The organism is Streptosporangium vulgare, from assembly GCF_042428775.1.
Classification (GTDB): domain Bacteria; phylum Actinomycetota; class Actinomycetes; order Streptosporangiales; family Streptosporangiaceae; genus Streptosporangium; species Streptosporangium vulgare.
On record NZ_JBHMBS010000032.1, the window covers coordinates 26,025 to 43,710 of the forward strand.

The 17,686-nt window shown below is 70.4% G+C and carries 21 protein-coding genes and 1 pseudogene; 12 read left to right on the plus strand and 10 right to left on the minus strand.

Annotation, left to right across the window (positions count from 1 at the left end; all coding sequences use genetic code 11):
• Positions 1-28: 28 nt before the first annotated feature.
• Complete coding sequence (locus ACFFRH_RS38180; RefSeq protein ID WP_344749425.1) at positions 29-1,135, minus strand: RNA-guided endonuclease InsQ/TnpB family protein; 1,107 nt, start codon at positions 1,133-1,135, stop codon at positions 29-31.
• A gap of 140 nt (positions 1,136-1,275) precedes the next feature.
• Here ACFFRH_RS38180 and ACFFRH_RS38185 point away from each other — a divergent pair, with 140 nt between their 5' ends.
• The 3 genes from ACFFRH_RS38185 to ACFFRH_RS38195 all read left to right on the plus strand — a co-directional run bounded on the left by ACFFRH_RS38185 (position 1,276) and on the right by ACFFRH_RS38195 (position 4,543).
• Positions 1,276-2,289 carry an ABC transporter permease gene (locus ACFFRH_RS38185; protein ID WP_386162388.1) on the plus strand — a complete coding sequence of 338 codons (1,014 nt, stop codon included), beginning with the start codon at positions 1,276-1,278 and terminating at the stop codon, positions 2,287-2,289.
• A 314-nt stretch (positions 2,290-2,603) separates the two neighbouring features.
• On the plus strand, positions 2,604-3,539 hold the full coding sequence (locus ACFFRH_RS38190; protein WP_344749428.1) for an aldo/keto reductase: 936 nt from the start codon (positions 2,604-2,606) through the stop codon (positions 3,537-3,539).
• A gap of 122 nt (positions 3,540-3,661) precedes the next feature.
• Complete coding sequence (locus ACFFRH_RS38195; protein ID WP_344749429.1) at positions 3,662-4,543, plus strand: hypothetical protein; 882 nt, start codon at positions 3,662-3,664, stop codon at positions 4,541-4,543.
• A 143-nt stretch (positions 4,544-4,686) separates the two neighbouring features.
• Here ACFFRH_RS38195 and ACFFRH_RS38200 read toward each other — a convergent pair whose 3' ends face one another.
• Genes ACFFRH_RS38200 through ACFFRH_RS38210 form a run of 3 tightly spaced genes read right to left on the minus strand, consistent with a single transcriptional unit; the run spans position 4,687 to position 5,608 of the window.
• The gene (locus tag ACFFRH_RS38200; protein WP_344749430.1) at positions 4,687-4,920 is read right to left on the minus strand and encodes a hypothetical protein; all 234 of its coding nucleotides are present in this window, start codon (positions 4,918-4,920) and stop codon (positions 4,687-4,689) included.
• Positions 4,917-5,237, minus strand: a complete 321-nt coding sequence (locus ACFFRH_RS38205; protein ID WP_344749432.1) for a hypothetical protein — start codon at positions 5,235-5,237, stop codon at positions 4,917-4,919. Before ACFFRH_RS38205 ends, ACFFRH_RS38200 begins: the two co-directional genes overlap by 4 nt.
• Complete coding sequence (locus ACFFRH_RS38210) at positions 5,234-5,608, minus strand: hypothetical protein (RefSeq protein WP_344749433.1); 375 nt, start codon at positions 5,606-5,608, stop codon at positions 5,234-5,236. The genes ACFFRH_RS38205 and ACFFRH_RS38210 overlap by 4 nt, the downstream gene beginning before the upstream one ends.
• 148 nt (positions 5,609-5,756) lie before the next feature.
• On the opposite strand from ACFFRH_RS38210, the gene ACFFRH_RS38215 reads away from it, so the two are divergent.
• Both ACFFRH_RS38215 and ACFFRH_RS38220 read left to right on the plus strand, forming a co-directional pair.
• Positions 5,757-7,124, plus strand: coding sequence for a helix-turn-helix domain-containing protein (locus ACFFRH_RS38215; RefSeq protein ID WP_344749434.1), 1,368 nt, complete (start codon positions 5,757-5,759; stop codon positions 7,122-7,124).
• 267 nt (positions 7,125-7,391) lie between these two features.
• Positions 7,392-7,949, plus strand: a pseudogene (locus ACFFRH_RS38220) (phosphotransferase family protein); the annotation flags it as partial.
• Positions 7,950-7,999: 50 nt separating this feature from the next.
• Here the strand turns inward: ACFFRH_RS38220 and ACFFRH_RS38225 are convergent.
• Complete coding sequence (locus ACFFRH_RS38225; RefSeq protein ID WP_344749436.1) at positions 8,000-8,212, minus strand: hypothetical protein; 213 nt, start codon at positions 8,210-8,212, stop codon at positions 8,000-8,002.
• Positions 8,213-8,346: 134 nt separating this feature from the next.
• On the opposite strand from ACFFRH_RS38225, the gene ACFFRH_RS38230 reads away from it, so the two are divergent.
• Both ACFFRH_RS38230 and ACFFRH_RS38235 read left to right on the plus strand, forming a co-directional pair.
• Positions 8,347-9,723: a sensor histidine kinase gene (locus ACFFRH_RS38230; protein ID WP_344749437.1), complete on the plus strand. Its 1,377-nt coding sequence runs from the start codon at positions 8,347-8,349 to the stop codon at positions 9,721-9,723.
• Positions 9,724-9,730: 7 nt separating this feature from the next.
• Positions 9,731-10,414 (plus strand): response regulator, encoded by a 684-nt coding sequence (locus ACFFRH_RS38235; protein WP_386162391.1) that lies wholly within the window; start codon positions 9,731-9,733, stop codon positions 10,412-10,414.
• Here ACFFRH_RS38235 and ACFFRH_RS38240 read toward each other — a convergent pair.
• The gene (locus ACFFRH_RS38240; protein WP_386162393.1) at positions 10,316-11,092 is read right to left on the minus strand and encodes a phosphatase PAP2 family protein; all 777 of its coding nucleotides are present in this window, start codon (positions 11,090-11,092) and stop codon (positions 10,316-10,318) included. The two genes, ACFFRH_RS38235 and ACFFRH_RS38240, sit on opposite strands and share 99 nt — an antisense overlap.
• 295 nt (positions 11,093-11,387) lie before the next feature.
• Here ACFFRH_RS38240 and ACFFRH_RS38245 point away from each other — a divergent pair, with 295 nt between their 5' ends.
• Both ACFFRH_RS38245 and ACFFRH_RS38250 read left to right on the plus strand, forming a co-directional pair.
• Positions 11,388-11,873, plus strand: coding sequence for a hypothetical protein (locus ACFFRH_RS38245; protein WP_386162395.1), 486 nt, complete (start codon positions 11,388-11,390; stop codon positions 11,871-11,873).
• A 4-nt stretch (positions 11,874-11,877) separates the two neighbouring features.
• Positions 11,878-12,132, plus strand: a complete 255-nt coding sequence (locus ACFFRH_RS38250; RefSeq protein WP_386162396.1) for a hypothetical protein — start codon at positions 11,878-11,880, stop codon at positions 12,130-12,132.
• A 24-nt stretch (positions 12,133-12,156) separates the two neighbouring features.
• On the opposite strand, the gene ACFFRH_RS38255 is transcribed toward ACFFRH_RS38250, so the two are convergent.
• The 3 genes from ACFFRH_RS38255 to ACFFRH_RS38265 form a co-directional block, all read right to left on the minus strand.
• A complete protein-coding gene (locus tag ACFFRH_RS38255; protein WP_344749439.1) occupies positions 12,157-12,303 on the minus strand; it encodes a hypothetical protein in 147 nt (48 codons plus the stop codon).
• A gap of 136 nt (positions 12,304-12,439) precedes the next feature.
• Positions 12,440-13,120, minus strand: coding sequence for a LysE family translocator (locus ACFFRH_RS38260; RefSeq protein ID WP_344749440.1), 681 nt, complete (start codon positions 13,118-13,120; stop codon positions 12,440-12,442).
• Between the two features lie 33 nt (positions 13,121-13,153).
• The gene (locus ACFFRH_RS38265; protein WP_344749442.1) at positions 13,154-13,897 is read right to left on the minus strand and encodes a metallophosphoesterase; all 744 of its coding nucleotides are present in this window, start codon (positions 13,895-13,897) and stop codon (positions 13,154-13,156) included.
• A 216-nt stretch (positions 13,898-14,113) separates the two neighbouring features.
• On the opposite strand from ACFFRH_RS38265, the gene ACFFRH_RS38270 reads away from it, so the two are divergent.
• Complete coding sequence (locus tag ACFFRH_RS38270; protein WP_344749443.1) at positions 14,114-14,713, plus strand: CGNR zinc finger domain-containing protein; 600 nt, start codon at positions 14,114-14,116, stop codon at positions 14,711-14,713.
• 58 nt (positions 14,714-14,771) lie between these two features.
• On the opposite strand, the gene ACFFRH_RS38275 is transcribed toward ACFFRH_RS38270, so the two are convergent.
• Complete coding sequence (locus ACFFRH_RS38275) at positions 14,772-15,770, minus strand: TIGR03564 family F420-dependent LLM class oxidoreductase (protein WP_344749444.1); 999 nt, start codon at positions 15,768-15,770, stop codon at positions 14,772-14,774.
• 249 nt (positions 15,771-16,019) lie between these two features.
• Between ACFFRH_RS38275 and ACFFRH_RS38280 the strand changes: the two genes are divergently transcribed.
• Together ACFFRH_RS38280 and ACFFRH_RS38285 are read left to right on the plus strand one after the other, a co-directional pair.
• Positions 16,020-16,376: a YciI family protein gene (locus ACFFRH_RS38280; RefSeq protein WP_344749445.1), complete on the plus strand. Its 357-nt coding sequence runs from the start codon at positions 16,020-16,022 to the stop codon at positions 16,374-16,376.
• A gap of 8 nt (positions 16,377-16,384) precedes the next feature.
• A complete protein-coding gene (locus ACFFRH_RS38285; protein ID WP_344749446.1) occupies positions 16,385-17,602 on the plus strand; it encodes an RNA polymerase sigma factor in 1,218 nt (405 codons plus the stop codon).
• The last annotated feature ends 84 nt before the right edge of the window (positions 17,603-17,686 follow it).

The window sequence follows — 17,686 nt, forward strand, 5'->3', positions numbered from 1 at the left end:
GAGGTCTTACGTCAGCTCCACAGGCGTTTTACCTCTCCGCCAGCCCGGCGGCGAGGATGTTCTTCGCGGCGTTCACGTCCCGATCATGGGACGCGCCGCAGGCACACACCCAATCGCGGACGCCCAGCGGCATGGACCGCTGGATGGCGCCGCACGCCGAACACAGCTTCGACGAGGGGAACCAGCGGTCCACGACCAGCAGTTCCCGTCCGTACCACTGCGCTTTGTACTCCAGCATGGATCGCATCTGGCGCCACGAGGCATCGGAGATCGCGCGGGCCAGCTTGCGGTTCTTCACCAGGTTGCGCACGGTGAGGTCTTCGATCGCGACCGTTTGGTTCTCACGGACGAGACGTGTGGTGACCTTGTGCAGGTGATCGCGGCGGCGATCGGTGATGCGGGCGTAGATGCGGGCGAGCGCGAGCTTGGCCTTCTGCCGGTTGGCCGAACCCTTCTCTTTTCGGGCGAGGTCGCGCTGAGCCTTGGCGAGCTTGCGGCGGTCGGCCCGTTCATGCCCGGGGTTGACGATCTTCTGTCCGGTGGAGAGCGTCGCCAACGCCGTGATACCCGCATCCACCCCGACCACGTTCGCGGTCGGGGGGAGCGGGGTGATGTGGTCTTCGCACAGGATCGCCACGAACCAGCGCCCGGCGGCGTCCTTGGTCACGGTCACCGTGGACGGTTGTGCGCCCTCGGGCAGCGGACGCGACCATACGACGTTCAAAGGCGCGTTCATCTTCGCGAGGGTGATCTGACCGTCTCGGTAGGTGAACGCCGAGCGGGTGTACTCGGCGCTGAGCCGCGACTTCTTCTTGGATTTGAACGTCGGGTACTTCGCGCGCTTGGCGAAGAAGTTCGCGAACGCCGCCTGCAAGTGGCGGAGCGCCTGCTGAAGCGGGACCGACGACACCTCGTTCAGGAACGCCAGATCTTCGGTCTTCTTCCACTCGGTCAGCGCGGCCGACGACTGCACGTAGGTAACCTTGCGGCCTTCCAGGGTGTAGGCGCGGCTGCGGTGTTCGAGGGCTTTGTTGTAGACGAGGCGGGCGCAGCCGAACGTGCGAGACAGCTCCGCTGCCTGCTCGTTCGTCGGGTAGAGGCGGAACTTATAGGCCCGCTTCACGATCTGCGCCATGCCTCACACAATACTGCAAGATCAGTTAGGCGGCGGTTGAGGGGGGCGGTGCGGGGCCAGGCGCGCCAGGGCGCCAGGGCGCTTTCCCGCTCCCGTTTCCTCCCCGGCCTGAAGGCCGGAGTATCCACGGGAGTTATTTGATGACCACGACAAAGACCCCCCCGCCCGTGCTGGCGGCCCCGCAGGGCCGTCGCATCCAGCTCGGGCGGTTCCGCGACCTCACCCTGGTCCCGGTGATCGTCGTTCTGCTGATCGCCGGTTCCTTCGTGGACCCGGTCTTCCTCACCACGGGCAACCTGACCAACGTGCTGCAGCAGCAGTCGGCCCTCGCCCTGGTGGTCCTCGCCGAGGCGCTGATCCTGATCGCGGGCAAGTTCGACCTGTCACTGGAGTCCACGGTCGGCATGGCGCCCGCCGTCGGCGTGATGCTGGTCATCCCGGTGGCGGCCGGAGGGTTCGGCCTGGAGCTGCCCGGCATCCTCGCCATCCCGCTGTGCCTGCTGGTCGGCGGCCTGGTCGGCGCCTTCAACGGCTTCCTGATCCTGCGGTTCCAGCTGTCGGCCTTCATCGTCACGCTGGCCATGATGATCGTCGTGCACGGCCTCCAGCTGGGTCTCACCCAGGGCAAGAGCCTGTTCGAGCTGCCCGAGTCGTTCCTCTACCTCGGCAGCGCCAGCTGGCTGGGCCTGCCGGCGGCCATCTGGATCACCGGCGTCCTCTTCGCGGTGGCCATCGTCGCCCTCGCCTACTTCCGGGCCGGCCGCTCGCTCTACGCCATCGGCGGCAACGCCGACGCCGCCCGCGCGGCCGGCATCAGGGTCGAGCGGGTCGTCTGGGTCGTCTTCGTCATCGGCGGGATCGTCGCCGCGCTCGCCGGAGTGCTGGAGACCGGCCGCCTGGGCGGCATCAGCGCCAACCAGGGCGTCGGCTGGATCTTCATGGCCTTCGCCGCCGCCGTCATCGGCGGCGTCAGCATGGACGGCGGCAAGGGTACGATCCTCGGCGCGCTCACCGGCGTCCTGGTGATCGGCCTCGTCGAGAACATCCTGACCCTGAAGGGCGTCCCCGGCGAGTGGAAGCAGCTCGTCTACGGCTCGATCATCCTGGTCGCCCTGATGATCAGCCGCCTGGCGGGCGGCAAGGCCCAGGATTGACGCCCTGACAGTGGCTTGAGCTTCTGACAGGGGCGTGAGCCACGCGGACACGCGGCCCGTACGGGGGAGGAGGCCGTACGGGCGCGAGCCGTGAAGCCGCGGGGTGCCCGCGTGGGGCCATGAGCGCTACGGCGTTCACGCGGGGTGCCGTGTTCGCGTGGGAGCACGAGGCCACGCGGGCGCGAATCCCGCACGACCTCCGAAGCCCGCACGGACCCGTGTGGAAATGTGCGGCCACCCGCGAGGCTGAGGCGATACAAAGGGATCAAGCGGCACGAGAAACATGAAGCCGTACAGAGCGGACGGAGCGAGCGGTGCGGGTGAGCAGTTACGGCTTCGGTGCGGCCCCGATCGGGAACCTGTTCTCGGAGGTCGGCGAGGACACGGCGCGCGCGGCGGTGGACGCGGCCTACGAGGCGGGGGTCCGCGTGTTCGACACCGCGCCCCACTACGGGCTCGGCCTGTCGGAGCGGCGGCTCGGCGCCGCCCTCGCGGAGCGGCCCCGTGACTCCTACACCCTGTCCACCAAGGTCGGCCGCCTGCTCGTGCCCGCCACCGGAGAGGGCCCCTTCGGCCGGGACGACCAGGGCTTCGACGTCCCCGCCGACCTGCGCCGGGTGTGGGACTTCTCGCGCGACGGGGTGCTGCGGTCGCTGGAGGAGAGCCTGGAGCGGCTCGGCCTCGACGCGGTCGACGTCGTCCTCATCCACGACCCGGACGACCACTGGGAGCAGGCCGTCTCCGAGGCGTACCCGGCCCTGGCCGACCTGCGCGACCAGGGCGTCGTCAAGGCCGTCGGGGTCGGCATGAACCAGGCGGCGATGCTCGCCCGGTTCGTCCGCGAGACCGGCGTCGACGTGGTCATGCTCGCCGGACGCTACACCCTCCTCGACCAGTCGGGCGAGGACGAGCTGCTGCCGCTGTGCGCCGAGCGCGGCGTCTCGGTGTTCGCCGCCGGGGTGTTCAACAGCGGCCTGCTCGCCACCCACGACCCGTCGGGCACCTACGACTACGCCCCGGCCCCCGGCCCGCTCCTGGAGCGCGCCCGCCGCATCGCCGCCGTCTGCGAACGCCACGACGTCACCCTCCCCCAGGCGGCCCTCGCCTTCCCCCTGCGCCACCCGGCCGTCGCCACCGTCGTCATCGGCGCCCGCTCCGCCGCCGAGGTCGCCCGCAACGCGGACCTGACCGCCAAGCCCGTCCCCGAAGCCCTCTGGACCGACCTCGCCGCCGAGGGCCTGATTCCCTGACGCCCTTCATGTTGAAGAGGCTCCGGTCACCGTAGGGACTCGGAGGCGCCAGAATGGTGCGACGGTCCGATGGTGAGAAGCGGGGAAACAAGTCCGTGAAACGGTCGTCAACTGCCGGCGCCATGGTCGGCCTGCTGCTTTTCCTGACATCTTGTACGGCGGAAGGATCATCCCACTCGAATCTCCGGGCAGAGCAGTCAGATCTTCGAATACGGGAGCGGGAGTCGAATTTTCCGGCATATCAGCAGGAGATGCCGACAGCCGTCGCGAACGACCATCTCCTGACGGTTGTCGGGAACGCTGCCATGGTCGCCAATCCGGAGCACAACTTCATCATGGGAGGATCCGAGCTCTGGCCCGTCCTGGGAGGCTACGAATTTCGGTTCACGGGAACCGCGGCACGACCGTACGCCGGTCCGTCCATCTCTTTTGAATCGCCCTACTGGGTGAAGATGAGCCTCTCGGGTGAGGTGCAGGACATCTCCAAGCTCCCGCCGACCGGCCTCACCTCCGCCGTCGCCAAGTTCGGATCGGGTGTGCGGGGAGTGTCCGGTGTCGAGTCCCTGAGCAAGCTGAGGCCGGGGGTGATGACGACCACTGTGATCGAATTCAAGAAGCCGGTGACGGAAAAGAGTCTCGGACTGGAAAACGGGCCGGCGAGAGACGTCTTCCTGTCGCGCGGGCACATGGGGGGCAAGGCCATCTATTGGCCGGGCCACGAGGGGTGTTCGGACAAGGGACTGCCCGAGCCGTGTGTCGATTACTCGTCGGTCAGTCAGTTCAGAAGCTGGGTGTCGACGCTGACGGCCGAGGACGAGCCGATTCTGGCCAGGTTCGGGCTGAACCCGGTCGATCTCCGGCGTGCGGCCCACGACGGGTTGGTGTACGGCATCATCGGCAATTTCTCGCCGTACGCCGTCCGGAAAAACGTGAAGGGGAAGAACGTCCAGGCGGCCTGGATAACGGAGATACGGCCTTGTCCCGTCAAAAAGGACTGCCCGTGATCGACGGCCCTGAAGCCGTGGCCGTCGACGTCTGGCCCACCGCTGGAGCGCGTCTGTCGGGGCCGTTCGTGGCGGGAGATCCGTGCGGAGTGGAGTTTCAGGAACTCCGGCCAGCCACCGATGAAGCCTGAGGCCCGTTTGTGTCACGGCGCCACCCTCAGCGGCACGCGTCGCCAGGGCTGTTTCTCCAGCCGTGTCTCCGTGTCCAGACGACGGGCCAGTTCGGCCAGGGTCGCCCCGCACCGGATGTTGGACAGGCCGTGCTCAAGCCCGTACGCCGACATGTCCGCGCGCCGCACGGCGTACCAGCCGCCCCCGATCCCCTCCGCGATCGTCCAGGTGCGCCCGTAGAGCTTCGTCAGTTCCGTCAAGGTCACAGCGGGCTCCCGGTGCCCGGCGCGGGTGAAGCCGTCTCGCACAGGCGGGCGTGGTGGAACGCGATCCGCCGGGCGGCCCGGCCGGGTTCGGCCGCCTCCTGCGAGGCGTAGACGGCGCGCCGGCGTTCGGCGTTCCATCCGGTGTGCCACCAGAACCGCTCCCCGTTGGACCACACCACCAGGCCAACCCCGACCGACACCAGCGCCAGCCCGTAACCGTCGTGAACGTCGGCGATGATCTCGTGACCCGCCAGGGCCTCCCGGAGCCTCTCGGCCGCGTCCACCGCCGCCGACCCGTACATCGCGGGCGCGGTCATGGCGTACGCCCCATCGCGAGGATGAGATCCAGGACCCTTTCCGGTTCGTCACACCGGACCGTCTCCGTATCGCTGCCGCGCACAGCCACCAAGTAGCAACCGGAACACGCCCCGATGGTCACGGTGGCATCCCGCCCCCGGGAGCCGATCACGGCCAACTCGGGCGGATAGCGGTTCATCCACGACCGAAGCGGAGGACGGTCGGGCCATGTGGTCTCAGGAACGGTGAAGAGCCCGAGGCTGATCGTGTGATGGCGGTGGGCGCGGATGCCCCGCTCGGCGAGAAGACGCTGTACGACCGCTAGGGCTTCGTCATGAGTCTGGACGGTGATCTCGTCAACGCAGGGCGGGACGGATTCGCGGTTGTCCATGGATCGCACCTCTTCGCGATCAGGGAACTCCGCATCACTTTATGCGCCTGCGGAGTTTCGCTTCGTATGACGCTTACCGGTGCCATAGTCGAAGTGACTCAGCGCATGGGAAAAGACGCACAGGGTTGCGTCGGAGGTAATGCAACACGTGCAACGGATCGCGAGGGCGGACGTGACCGGACAATCGACATCGAAAACCTCGGCGGGCTGGCAGGAGTTCGGCCGTGCCCTGCGGACCTGGCGGGAGCGGCGCGAGCTGAGCCTGCGCGGCCTCGCTGATCGGATCCGGTGGGACTACTCGCTCATCGCCAAATGGGAGCAGGGGAAGAACCGCCCGTCTTTCGAGGCGATCACTCTTCTCGACGCCGAACTCGGAGCGGGAGGTGAACTCGTGACACAGGCGCTTCGTGCGGCCATGGCCGAGACCGATCGGCTGCGAAGGGGTACCGTCGAAGCAGTCGATGCAAAAGCCTCAACGCGTGACGAGGGCGGGGACATGGAGCGCAGACGACTGATGCGGGACGCCGCCGCCGTTGCTGTCGGCCGCGCGGTGGCGCCCGTGCTGGCCACGTTGACGGACGCCTGGCAGGCGTCCGAACCCCGGATCTCCGGTGCGAGCGTGTCACAGGAGATGATCGACGACTGGGAGGACGCCGCCGACCTCCATGCCCAGCGGGCGTACGTCGATCCGCCCGCCGTCGTCCTCGCCGGGCTGGCCGCCGACTTCGCCGACATGGCCCCTCACCTGAGCCGGGCTCAGCCCGAGCCGGTACAGCGCGACCTCGCCCACGCCGCCGCACGTCACGCGTCTCTGATCGCGGGGAAATGGTTCGACCTGGGCAATCGTCGCGAGGCGCGACGCTGGTGGGGGAAGACCCGGAGCTTGAGCGAGCGCTCCGGGGACACCTTGCTGGCAGCGTGGCTGACAGGCCGGGAAGTGCTCTACCGGAGAACGGATCCGGGTGAAAATCTCGACGACGTGCTTCTCCTGGCTCAGCAGGCCAGCCGTCTCGCCGGGGGGCGTCCCAGTGTGCCCCTCGTGGCCGCTCTCTGCGCCGAAGCTCAGACTCTCGCCACGTTGGGCCGACATGCCGAAGCGGTGGCCATCCTGTGCGAGGCCGAGGACGTGTTCGACCAGTTTCCATCTCAGATCATCGGCCTGGATTCCAACTGGGCGCTCTGCGGAACGTACTTCGATCGGAGTCTGATCTACACGCTCGCCGGAGATGCCAAGCGAGCCGCCGAAGCACAGAGTGCTGCCGAAGGCCTCTATCCGCTGGAGCACCGTACTTCGGTTCTGATGGCACTGCACAGCGCGGCGCTGCATGCTCGCACTGACCCGGAACAAGGCGCGCAACAGGCGTTGAGTCTCGTGGAGGCGCTCCCGGCGACACGGTGGGACGTCCGGGTCAAGGCCACGGCCCGCATCGTGTCGGACGTTGCTCCCGAGAAGGCGCGTGCTTTGCCCGCCGTACGGGAACTGCGCGTCCTGACGACGGGTTATCGCTCAGCCTGATCCCCTGTGCCCTCTTCGGCAACCGACCACAGGCTGCTGCTCATGATCAGGACTGGGATGTTCGACGTCGGTGAGGGCACCTTCCCCTGAACGTGGACACCTCTGACACCGGATCCTGGAGGTCCATGGGTGAACACTCCACGGGACGCGACACTGAACGCCTTGCTCACCGCCTGCCGCCGGGCCAGGATCGACGCGTCCGGCGCGGAGCTCATCCGCTTCAGCGAGAACGCCATCTACCGGTTGCCGAAAGGTGTCGTCGCACGGGTGCCGCGGGAGGGGCGGCTCCAGACCGCCGCGAAGGAGGTGCGCGTGGCCCGCTGGCTGGAGACCGTCGGGGTGCCCGCCGTACAGGTCGTCCCCGATCTGGATCAGCCGGTCGAGGCGGACGGCAGAGCGGTGACGTTCTGGCGGGAGTTGCCGCCCCACGAGTACGGCACCTCCGTGGACGTCGCCGCCGTGCTGAGGGTGTTGCACGGTCTGACCCCTCCGGCGCGTTTCGAGCTTCCTCCGCTGGCTCCGTTCGTACGGCTCGCACAGCGGATCGACCAGGCCGACATGTTCACTTCCGAAGAACGCGACTGGCTGCGCGAGCGGTTGGAACACCTTGAGCACGGGTACGCCGAGCTGCCACAAGGACTGCCGCACTGCGTGGTGCACGGGGACGCCTGGGGCGGCAACGTGTTGTCGACCGGCGACGGCCGCGTGGTTGTGGCCGACTTCGAGCGCAGTGCTTTCGGACCGCCGGAGTGGGATCTGGTGTCCACGGCGGTCAAATACGACACACTCGGCGGGATCTCCGAAGCCCAGTACGCCGAGTTCGTCGCGATCTACGGTCACGACGTCATGAGTTGGGTGGGCTTTCCCGTCCTGCGCTACATCCGTGAGCTTCGCATGGTCACCATGGCAGCCCAGATCGGTATGGAAAACCCCGCGATGCGCGGGGAGGCGACCTCCCGGTTGGCCGCTATCCGCGGCGAGAGCGGTCCCCGCCCCTGGAGGCACTGGCGACCGCTGAGCTGGTACGACCATGTCCCGGCCCGCTCCTCGACCAGGCCCGCCGCGTCGCCGCCGTCTGCGAACGCCACGATGCCCCCTCCCCGGGCGTGTATTGGACTTTCGGCGGTGCCGGCACTCCACGGCTCTGCGTATCGTCACGGTTGTGGGAAGAGCGACCGATGTGAAGAGAGCCGGGAACGCCGGGGGGTGGTGGCCGCCCGGGATGGCGCTCCTGCTGGGCGTGACGGCCACCGTGACGGCCGGTCTGAGCGTCGTCAACCCGTGGTGGGGCGCGCTGACCGCGGCCGCCGCGTTCGTGGCGGGGGCGCGGTTGGGGCAGACCCGGTCGACGGTGCTCGCGCTGGTCGCGGTGCTCGCGATCACCGTGGTGGCGGTCTCGGTCGTCCCCTCCTGGTGGATCGAGCCGGGGCGCCGGTTCGTGGCGGTGATGGTGGGGGCAATGCTGCCCTGGTTCGCGGGCCGGTTCTGGCGCCAGTACCGTCAACTCGTCCGGGCCGGTTGGGAGCGGGCCGAGCATCTGGAACGTGAGCAGCGGCTCGTCGCCGAGCAGGCCCGGCTGCGTGAGCGGACCCGTATCGCCCAGGACATGCACGACGTCCTGGGCCACGACCTCAGCCTGATCGCCCTGTCGGCCGCCGCCCTCAAGCTCGCGCCCGATCTGCCGGAGGCGCACCGGGCGTCCGCCGGGGACATCAGGGCGAGGGCGGCGGCCGCCGTGGAGCGCCTCGGTGAGGTGATCGGCATCCTGCGCGAGGAGACGGACGGGGCGCCGGCACAGCCGGTCGGTGCCGGGATCGCGGACCTGGTCGACAGGGCGGCCGCGTCCGGACTCGCGGTCACGTTGCGTGTCGAGGGCGAGACGGGCGACCTGCCGCCGGTGGTCGAACGGGCCGCGCACCGCATCGTGCAGGAGGCGCTGACCAACGTCGCCAAACACGCGCCCGGCGGGGCGGCGGCCGTCCAGGTCCGGCACCTGGCCACGGAGACCGAGGTCCGGGTGGAGAACGGCCCCGCGGACGCCGTCGCCCTCCCGCCCCGGGGCGGGGGCCGCGGCCTCATCGGCCTGGACGAACGCGTCCGGCTGGCCGGAGGCTCCCTCACCTACGGCCCCTCGGGCGGCGGCTTCACCGTCCTGGCGCGGCTCCCGCACACCCCCGCGGCGCAGCCGCCCCCCGCCGGTCTCGTGTCGCCCGCCCCGGGCGGCGTGCCGCGGGAGCACCGGCGCGCCCGCCGCAAGCTCGGCCGCACCCTGGTCGCCGCGCTCATGCTGCCCCTGGTGACGAGTGCGCTGTTCGGCGGTGTCCTGAGAGGGCGGGAGATGCTGACGGCGTGGCGGTCGGTGCTGGCTCCGGAGAACTACGCCGGCCTGCGGACCGGGCAGGATCGTGCCGAGGTGGAGCGGTATCTGCCGGAGCAGCAGGTGGTCCGTCGGCCAGAGGCCGCCGAATCAGAAGAACAGGGTGTGACGTGCGAGTACTACGCGATGACAGCCGATCCTTTCGACGACCGGTCCGGAGACGCCTACCGCCTGTGCTTCCGGGCGGGCAAGCTGGCGTCCGCGGACGTCCTCGCCGGGTGAGCGTCCGATGATCCGCGTACTGATCGCCGACGACGAGCCGATGATCCGCGCGGGGGTGCGGGCCCTTCTGTCCACCGCCCCGGACATCACCGTCGTCGCCGAGGCCGCCGACGGTCACGAGGCGGTGGAACTGGTCCGGCGTCACCGCCCTCAGGTGGCCGTGCTCGACATCCGTATGCCGAAGGTCAACGGCATCGCAGCCGCCGCGGAGATCCGCAGGACGGTCCCGGCCACCGGTGTCGTCATCCTGACGACGTTCGGCGAGGACGACTACATCCTTCAGGCACTCGGCGGCGGAGCCGCGGGGTTCCTGGTCAAATCCGGTGAACCCGAGGAACTGATCGCGGGAGTCCGCGCGGTGGCCGACGGTGCGGCCTATCTGTCGCCGAAGGTCGCCGCCCGGGTGGTCGTCCATCTCGCGGCGAGCGGCGCGGGAACCCTCGCCGGCCGGCGCGACGCCGCCCGCGAACGGATCGTCGCGCTCACCGCCCGGGAACGCGAAGTACTGGCCTTCCTCGGCGGCGGGCTGTCCAACGGTCAGATCGCCCGCAGGCTGCATGTGGTGGAGGGGACGGTGAAAGCCCATGTCAGCTCAATCCTGGCCCGTCTGGCGGTCGACAACCGGGCGGCGGCGGCCGTGATGGCGCACGAGGCCGGAATCGTCCCCGTGCAGGCGCCCGAGCAGCGGTGACACCAGGCGCGTCACCGGCGGCGTGAACGCGAGCAGCGCCGACACCACCACGGTGGCGGCGAGGACCGCGCCGGCGATCACGTCGTGCGGGTAGTGAACCCCCACCATCACCCGCAGCAGCGCCGCGGCCCCGGCCAGCGGCAGCGTCACCGCGGCGAGGCGAGGACGCAGCACGGCCAGCCCGACCGCGAGTCCGGCGGCGAGGGTGGCGTGGTTGCTCGGAAACGACCAGTCTCCCGGCGCGGGACATCCCGCGATCGCCGCCCCCGCGTCCCGCACCGCGCGACAGGGCCGTTCCTCGTCCACCACCAGCTTCAACGCCTCGCTGACGGCGTAGGCGGCGACGGTGCCGGCACCGATCACGACGGTCGCGCCGACACCGTGGGCGTCCCCGCGGCGGACGGCGAGCCACCACACCAGGACGAGCAGCAGCCCGAGGACCACCAGGGTGCCCTCCGTGGCCACCTCCAGCGCCGTGCCCACCCACGGCGGCGCGTCGGCCACCGCCCCGGTCACCGATCGGTACGCGGACGCCGAAGCCCCGTCCACGACCCTCACCGGACCGGCGTCGCCCAGCCCGCCCGGAGAGAGCCAGGCGACGACTCCCGCCCCCACGCCCAGCGACACGGTTGGGCCCAGCAGCCGACGGCCGGAACCATTCCAGGAGTCAGTTCTCATGGCCCCTGACCATAGGAACGGCGGCGGCCGGGCACCTGGGCCGAACGGCAAGGCCGGGCCTGGACGAACGTCGGGGTTGACACCTCGCGGCCACCATGTCCGGAGCCGCTCTCGCCCGCAACGGCCGAGGTCTGTCCCTCCACGGCCGGCGGCCTGGCCGGGAAGGTAGGGCGGTCCCTACCTTCGGCCGGTGTGCGGGCAGGCCCTCCGGTCGGCGTGCGGGCAGGCATGATCTTTGCCGGGCGGCGGAGAAGACTCGGGCACAACGTTCAGTGCTGTCCGAGAGGTGTCGTCGATGTCCACGCAGTACGCATCCCAGCTCCAGGTGGGTCCGCCCGTCGTCCCCGCGACCGTCGGGAACGCCTCGACGCTCTGGTTCGCCGCCGTCGGTGCCGGTGCCCTCGAGGCCGGTCTGGCCGCTGTCGGCATGCTGGCCGACGGGTCGGCGTCGGTCGCCGACCTCGCTCCGGGGCTGGGTTTCCGGCTGGTGGTCTTCGCCGTGGCGATCTTCATGGCGACACACCTGCGCCGGGGCCGGGGCTGGGCCCGTATCGCTCTCGCGTTGACCCTCGGTGTCTTCGGCACCCTCTCGCTGGTGATGGAGCCGATCCAGTGGTTGCTCGACGGCAACTCGGTCGTCCAGGCCGTCGTGGACGCCGACGCGATGACGTTCGTGTCCGCCACCACCCGGGTCCTGCACCTCGCGGCGGTCCTGGCCGCGATGGCGCTGATGTTCGGCCCCACGGCGAACGCCTACTTCCGGGGTGCGCGGGGCCGTTGAGGTCGTGGTCGCGTTCGAAGGGCCGGGCCGTTCATGGATTCTGATGGTGGGGCCTCATGACGAGCGCAACCGGACACATGATGTCCACACCTCGCCGTGGAAGGTGTGCGGACTGGACGGGCCACCGGCGGGCGAGCGCACCAAGCCCGCATGCTGTGACGATGACGGCGCCGACCCGGACCTGACGGAAATCGACGACCTGGTGGCTCGTTGTCGTGACCTCGCCAAGCCGCCTCGTCGGCGTGAACACGGAAATTGACCGTCGCGATCACGCCGACGCCCGTCAGAGGTGTTCCTGTCCGCGCCGTTCCGGTGAACCCACAGGGCCGTTGCGCTGGGGAATCGCCGCGAGGTCGTACGCGTGGAGGCCGTCCGCCCTCTCCACGCCGGACTCGGCGGTGAGGAGCGCGGTCGTGTCGTCGAGGAACACCCGAGGCCGGATCTCGCGTCCATCCGGTGGTTCGACGGGGATCTCGTGTGTGGCCCGGGGGCAGACCTCCTCGATGGTCCGCGAGGGGCGTGTGGGAGCCCAAGATGGCCGAACCGCTCTACGCGGGGTTCCGGCGCTAGACCGTGGCGGAACGGATCCCGAGGACGATGAGCACGACCGCCGTGATCTTGGCGCTGATGTTCTTGAAGCGAGGGCTCCGCAGGGCGTGTGCGGCCCTGCCGACGAGGATCGTCCAGCCGAGGAGCCAGAGCGCGATCAACAGCGCGTGGGCGGTGGCCAGGGTGAGGATCTGGCCGCCGAAGGACCCCTCGGAGGACTCGACAGGGGACTCGCCGGGGGTGATGAACTGCGGCATCAGGGTCAGATAGATGGAGGCCGCCTTCGGGTTGAGGACGTTGGCGAGGAGCGCTTGCAGGTAGGCGGAGTCTGAGAACTCCGGCAGGCGCCGGTGGGGCCGGGAGGCCGCGAGGGACGCGGAGGACACAGAGGACGCGGAGGACGCGGAGGACGCGGCCGAATGCCAGGTCCAGAGGCCCAGGCCGACGAGATAGGCCGCCCCGGCGAGCTTGACGGCGGTGAGGGCCTGGCTGGAGTGCATGACGAAGGCGGACAGGCCCGCCACAGCGAGCGCGGCGTGGACGTACAGGCCGGTGACCGTGCCGAGGATGACGGGTACGGCCCGGCCGCGGCCCCCCTCGGCGACCTGCCGGACCAGCAGGGCCAGGCTCGCTCCGGGGGTGGCGATCAGAGGGAGGAGCGCCAGCAGGAACCCGGTGACGGTGTGGGGATGGACCATGAGGTCTCCGAGGCGGGAAGCCACCGGGGGGAATCAGGGGACCACGCGGTAGTGGGTGGTCAGGCGGCGGTCGTCGTCCAGGATGTGGAAGGCCAGGCCGGGAGGCTGGTCGAGGTCCGCGACCTCGTCGCCTTCCCAGGGCAGGCGCAGGGTCCAGGTCACGGCCGGTCCGACGATCAGCGGGCGTGCGGCGAAGGTGGAGACGGCCGCGGTGTGGGCGTGGCCGGTGAGGACGGCGACGACCTCCGGGTGCGCGTCGAGCAGGGTGGCCAGCCGTCCGGGCCGCTGGAGTGCCGAAGAGTCGGGCAGCGGGTGGTGGAGCGCGACCGGTGGCTGGTGGAAGGCGATCAGCGCCGGGGTGTCCCGGGGCAGGCCGGTGAGAGTGGTGTCGATCCAGTCGAGGGTCTGGGCGTCGAGGTGTCCCTCGTCGCGACCCGGGATGGTTGAGTCGCACATCAGGATGGCGGTGCCGGAGATGTGATGGACCCGGTTGACGGGGCCGTCGCCGGAGACCTCCCCGAGCAGGGCCTTGCGATAGGCCGGGCGCGCGTCGTGGTTGCCGGGGCAGGTGAGCACCGGGAAGGGGGCGGCCAGGATGCGGGCCGCCTCCTCGTACTCGGACTCCTCGCCGTGGTCGGCGATGTCCCCGGTGACCAGCACGGCGTCGGGGAGACGGGGCAGGGCCCGCAGGTAGTCCATGATCCGGGTGGCGCGCCGGGTCGCCCGCTCACCACCGTCCAGGTGCAGGTCGCTGATCTGGGCGAGCACCGTCGTCATCGTGTCGTTCCCCTCTCGCGGCGGACACCGCCCACCGGGCCGGTCCGTGCCGGTCTACGCGGTCACCCACATCCCGGCGTCTAATGGAAAATTATCTATTTTCCATTAGGAACCTTAAGCTGGAAGCGAGGATGTGATCAAGTGGTCGGCGTTCGGATCCGCGAGGCGATCCGATTCGCGGGGCGACCGGACTCGCGAACGGAGGGAGGGAAGGCCGTGGAGCGCTGCCTGGCGTTGGAGCTGGTGAGCACGATCCGCCACGACGGGGACGGTGGCGTCGCCGATGACCTGGCCACCCTCCAGGGAACGGCCCGCTGGATCAGGGAGCGGGGGAGCGACCTCGCCGCCGGCGTCACCGTCGACGAGAACCTCAGAAGCGAGGTCGTGGCACTGCGGCAGGCGGTACGGGCACTGTTCGCCCACTCGGTCAGCCCCGGCCCGCCCAGTCCCGCCGACGCCCATCGCCTCATGCCGGTAGACCGGGCTCTGGCGCGACTCAACGCGGCCGCCGGCAGGGAACCGGTCGCCCCGCAGCTGGACTGGCCCTCCGGAGGGACGCCCGCGCCCCGGCTGCTGTCGGCCGAGAAGGACCCGCACCTCCGTCTTGTCGCGGCACTGGCCCGCGCCGCCATCGACTTCCTGACCGGCCCGCAACGTGAGGACCTGCGGGCCTGCGCCGCGCCGCGCTGCGTCCGCTACTTCGTCAAGAAGCACGGCCGGCAGGAATGGTGCAAGCCGTCGTGCGGCAACCGGGCCCGAGCCGCCCGCCACTACCGCCGGCACGCCGCGGCCGACACGGATCCCTCCCGGCCCTGAAAGCCCCGTCAAGGATGTCGGGCTCGACTGCGGGTCGGGATGAGCCGACGAACGCCGTCTACGACGCGCCGGTTCCCGGAGCGGGTGCCTGCCCGGTGCCGGTCGGTCCGTGCCGGTGTCTTGAGGCCAGCTCGCCGAGCAGCTTCCAGGTGCGGCGCTCGTCCTCCGCGGAACCGATCGCGGTCTGGGTGTAGACGAGTTCGGTCACGCCCGACTCGAAGTACGCGGCCACCTGGTCCGCGAGGAGTTCCTCGTCTCCGATAGCCACCAGGTCGGCGGGATGGCCGACGCCCTCGCGGTCCAGTGCCGCGCGGTAGGACGGGATGGTCCCGTAGTACCCCATGTTCTTCTCCGCGCGGGCCCGGGCGCCCGCCACGTCGGCGGTCACCACGCCGGAGACGATGGCGGCGATCCGGGGCGCCGGCCGCCCGGCCGCCTCCGCGTACCGGGTGATGGCCGGCACGGTGTACTCGGCCAGCGTGCGCGGGCCGGACAGGATCGGCAGCGCGCCGTCGGCGAGTTCGCCCGCGGCGCGCAGGGTCTGCTCGCCCGCCGCCGCGACCAGCACCGGTACCCGCGGCCGCGCGCCCGGCACGTTCACCGGCAGGGGGGTCCTGGCGACCAGCGTCTCGCCGTCCAGGTTCGCGCTGCCGTTCTCGAAGAGGTCACGCAGCACCTCCAGGTACTCCCGCAGATGCCGGATCCTGGGGTGCGGCGCGATCCCGTACGCCTCCTCGACGAACGACTTGATCGACATCCCGACGCCCAGCGTGAACCGCCCGTGGCCGGCCGCCTGCGCGGTCTGGGCCTGCATCGACATCGCGATCGGGTGACGGGGGTAGATCGGCACGATCGCGGTGCCGACGTCGATGCCGGGCACCTCGCGCGCGGCCAGCGCGGCCACCGTGACGGCGTCGTGGTCGAACCGCTGGGTGAACCAGGCCGAGGTCAGCCCCGCGTCGGCGAGTTCCCTCACCTCGCCGATCAGGGTGTCGACGGAGTTGGCTTCGGCGGACAGCCGCGTGTGATCGGTGGGCAGTGCGACACCGATGCGCATGGCGTACTCCAATCGTTCGGCCGGGGGCCCGGCCAGAAGTCTTTACTCGGTTAATATATTGCCTGAGGAAAGTATTTTGGCCCCGGTGTCCCCCCCGGGCCCGTGGTCGTGAGGTCTCCGCCTGGCGGCTCGGGGTGGAAATATCGTCGAAGGACGTCCGTACCCGGTGTCGAATCCGCCCGGCGCCGTTCGTGTGGTGGGCAGGAAGGCGGCGACGGCGCCGCACCGGTCGTCCAGGAGGGACGCGCGATGAAGCAGTATCTGCTCAGCATTTACCAGCCCGACGGAGGTTCTCCCGCTCCCGAGGTGCTGGAGCCGATCACCCGGAACCTGGAGACCCTGGAACGGGAGATGCGGGCCGCCGGTGTGTGGGTCTTCTCCGGCGGCCTGCACTCCCCGGACACGGCGACCGTGATCCGGGTCAAGGACGGCGACACGCTCATGACCGACGGTCCGTACGCCGAGGGCAAGGAGCACCTCGGCGGGTTCACGGTCATCAGGGCGCCCGACCTCGACGCGGCACTCGAATGGGGTCACAGGCTCGCCCTGGCGATCGGCCTCCTGCCCATCGAGGTGCGGCCGTTCCAGGGCGAGGTGGACGGCTGACGTCAGACATGCCGGGCGTCCCCGCCTCGGAGATCGAGCGCGTGTTCCGTGACGAGTACGGGCGCGCGGTCGCGGTCCTGGTGCGCCTCCTCGGTGACATCGACCTCGCCGAGGAGGCGGTCCAGGACGCGTTCACCGTGGCGGCGGGCCGGTGGCCCTCCACCGGCCTGCCGCCGAGCCCGGCGGGGTGGATCATCACGACCGCACGCAACCGGGCGATCGACCGCTTCCGGCGGGAGGCGACCCGCCAGGACCGCCACGCCCAGGCGGCCCTGTTGCACGCCGACGACGAACCGCTGGAGGAGGGCGCCGTGCGCGACGACCGGCTCCGCCTGATCTTCACCTGCTGCCACCCCGCGCTCGCCGCCAACGCCCAGGTCGCGCTGACGCTGCGGCTGCTGGGCGGGCTCACCACCGCCGAGATCGCCAGGGCCTTCCTGGTGCCCGAGCCGACCATGGCCCAGCGCCTGGTCCGGGCCAAGAACAAGATCCGCGACGCGCGGATCCCGTACCGGGTCCCGGCCGAGGCCGACCTCCCGGACCGGCTGCGGGCCGTCCTGGCCGTGGTGTACCTCGTCTTCAACGAGGGCCACACGGCGAGCTCGGGCGAGCGGCTGGCCCGTGAGGACCTCTGCGCGGAGGCGATCCGGCTGGGACGCCTCCTGGCCGGGCTCATGCCCGACGAACCCGAGGTCATGGGGCTGCTCGCGCTCATGCTGCTCGTCGAGTCCCGCCGGGTCGCCCGCACCACGCCGGACGGCGACCTGGTGCTGCTGGCCGACCAGGACCGGGGCCGCTGGGACCGTGGCCTGATCGCCGAGGGCCAGGACATCGTCCGGTGGTGCCTCCGGCGCGACCGGCCGGGTCCGTACCAGATCCAGGCCGCGATCAACGCCGTCCACAGCGACGCGCAGACCGCGGCCCTCACCGACTGGTGGCAGATCCTGGCGCTGTACGACCGGCTCCTGGCCCTGGCTCCCAACCCGGTGGTGGCGCTCAACCGCGCGGTCGCGGTGGCCGAGACCGACGGTCCGGGGGCGGCGCTCGCCCTGGTCGACGGTCTCGACCTCGGTGGCTACCACCTGTTCCACGCCGTCCGCGCGGACCTGCTCCGGCGTCTGGGCCGCACCGCCGAGGCGGCGCGGGCCTACGAGGAGGCGATCGCCCTCACCCGCAACGCCGCCGAGCGCGACTTCCTGCGCCGCAACCGCGAGGCGCTCCCCTGATCCGGACGCCGCCGGGCGCTCACCCGGGTCCGTCGTGTTCGCGCCGGTCCCCGTGCGAGGGCCGGTCCCCGTGCGAGGGCCGGA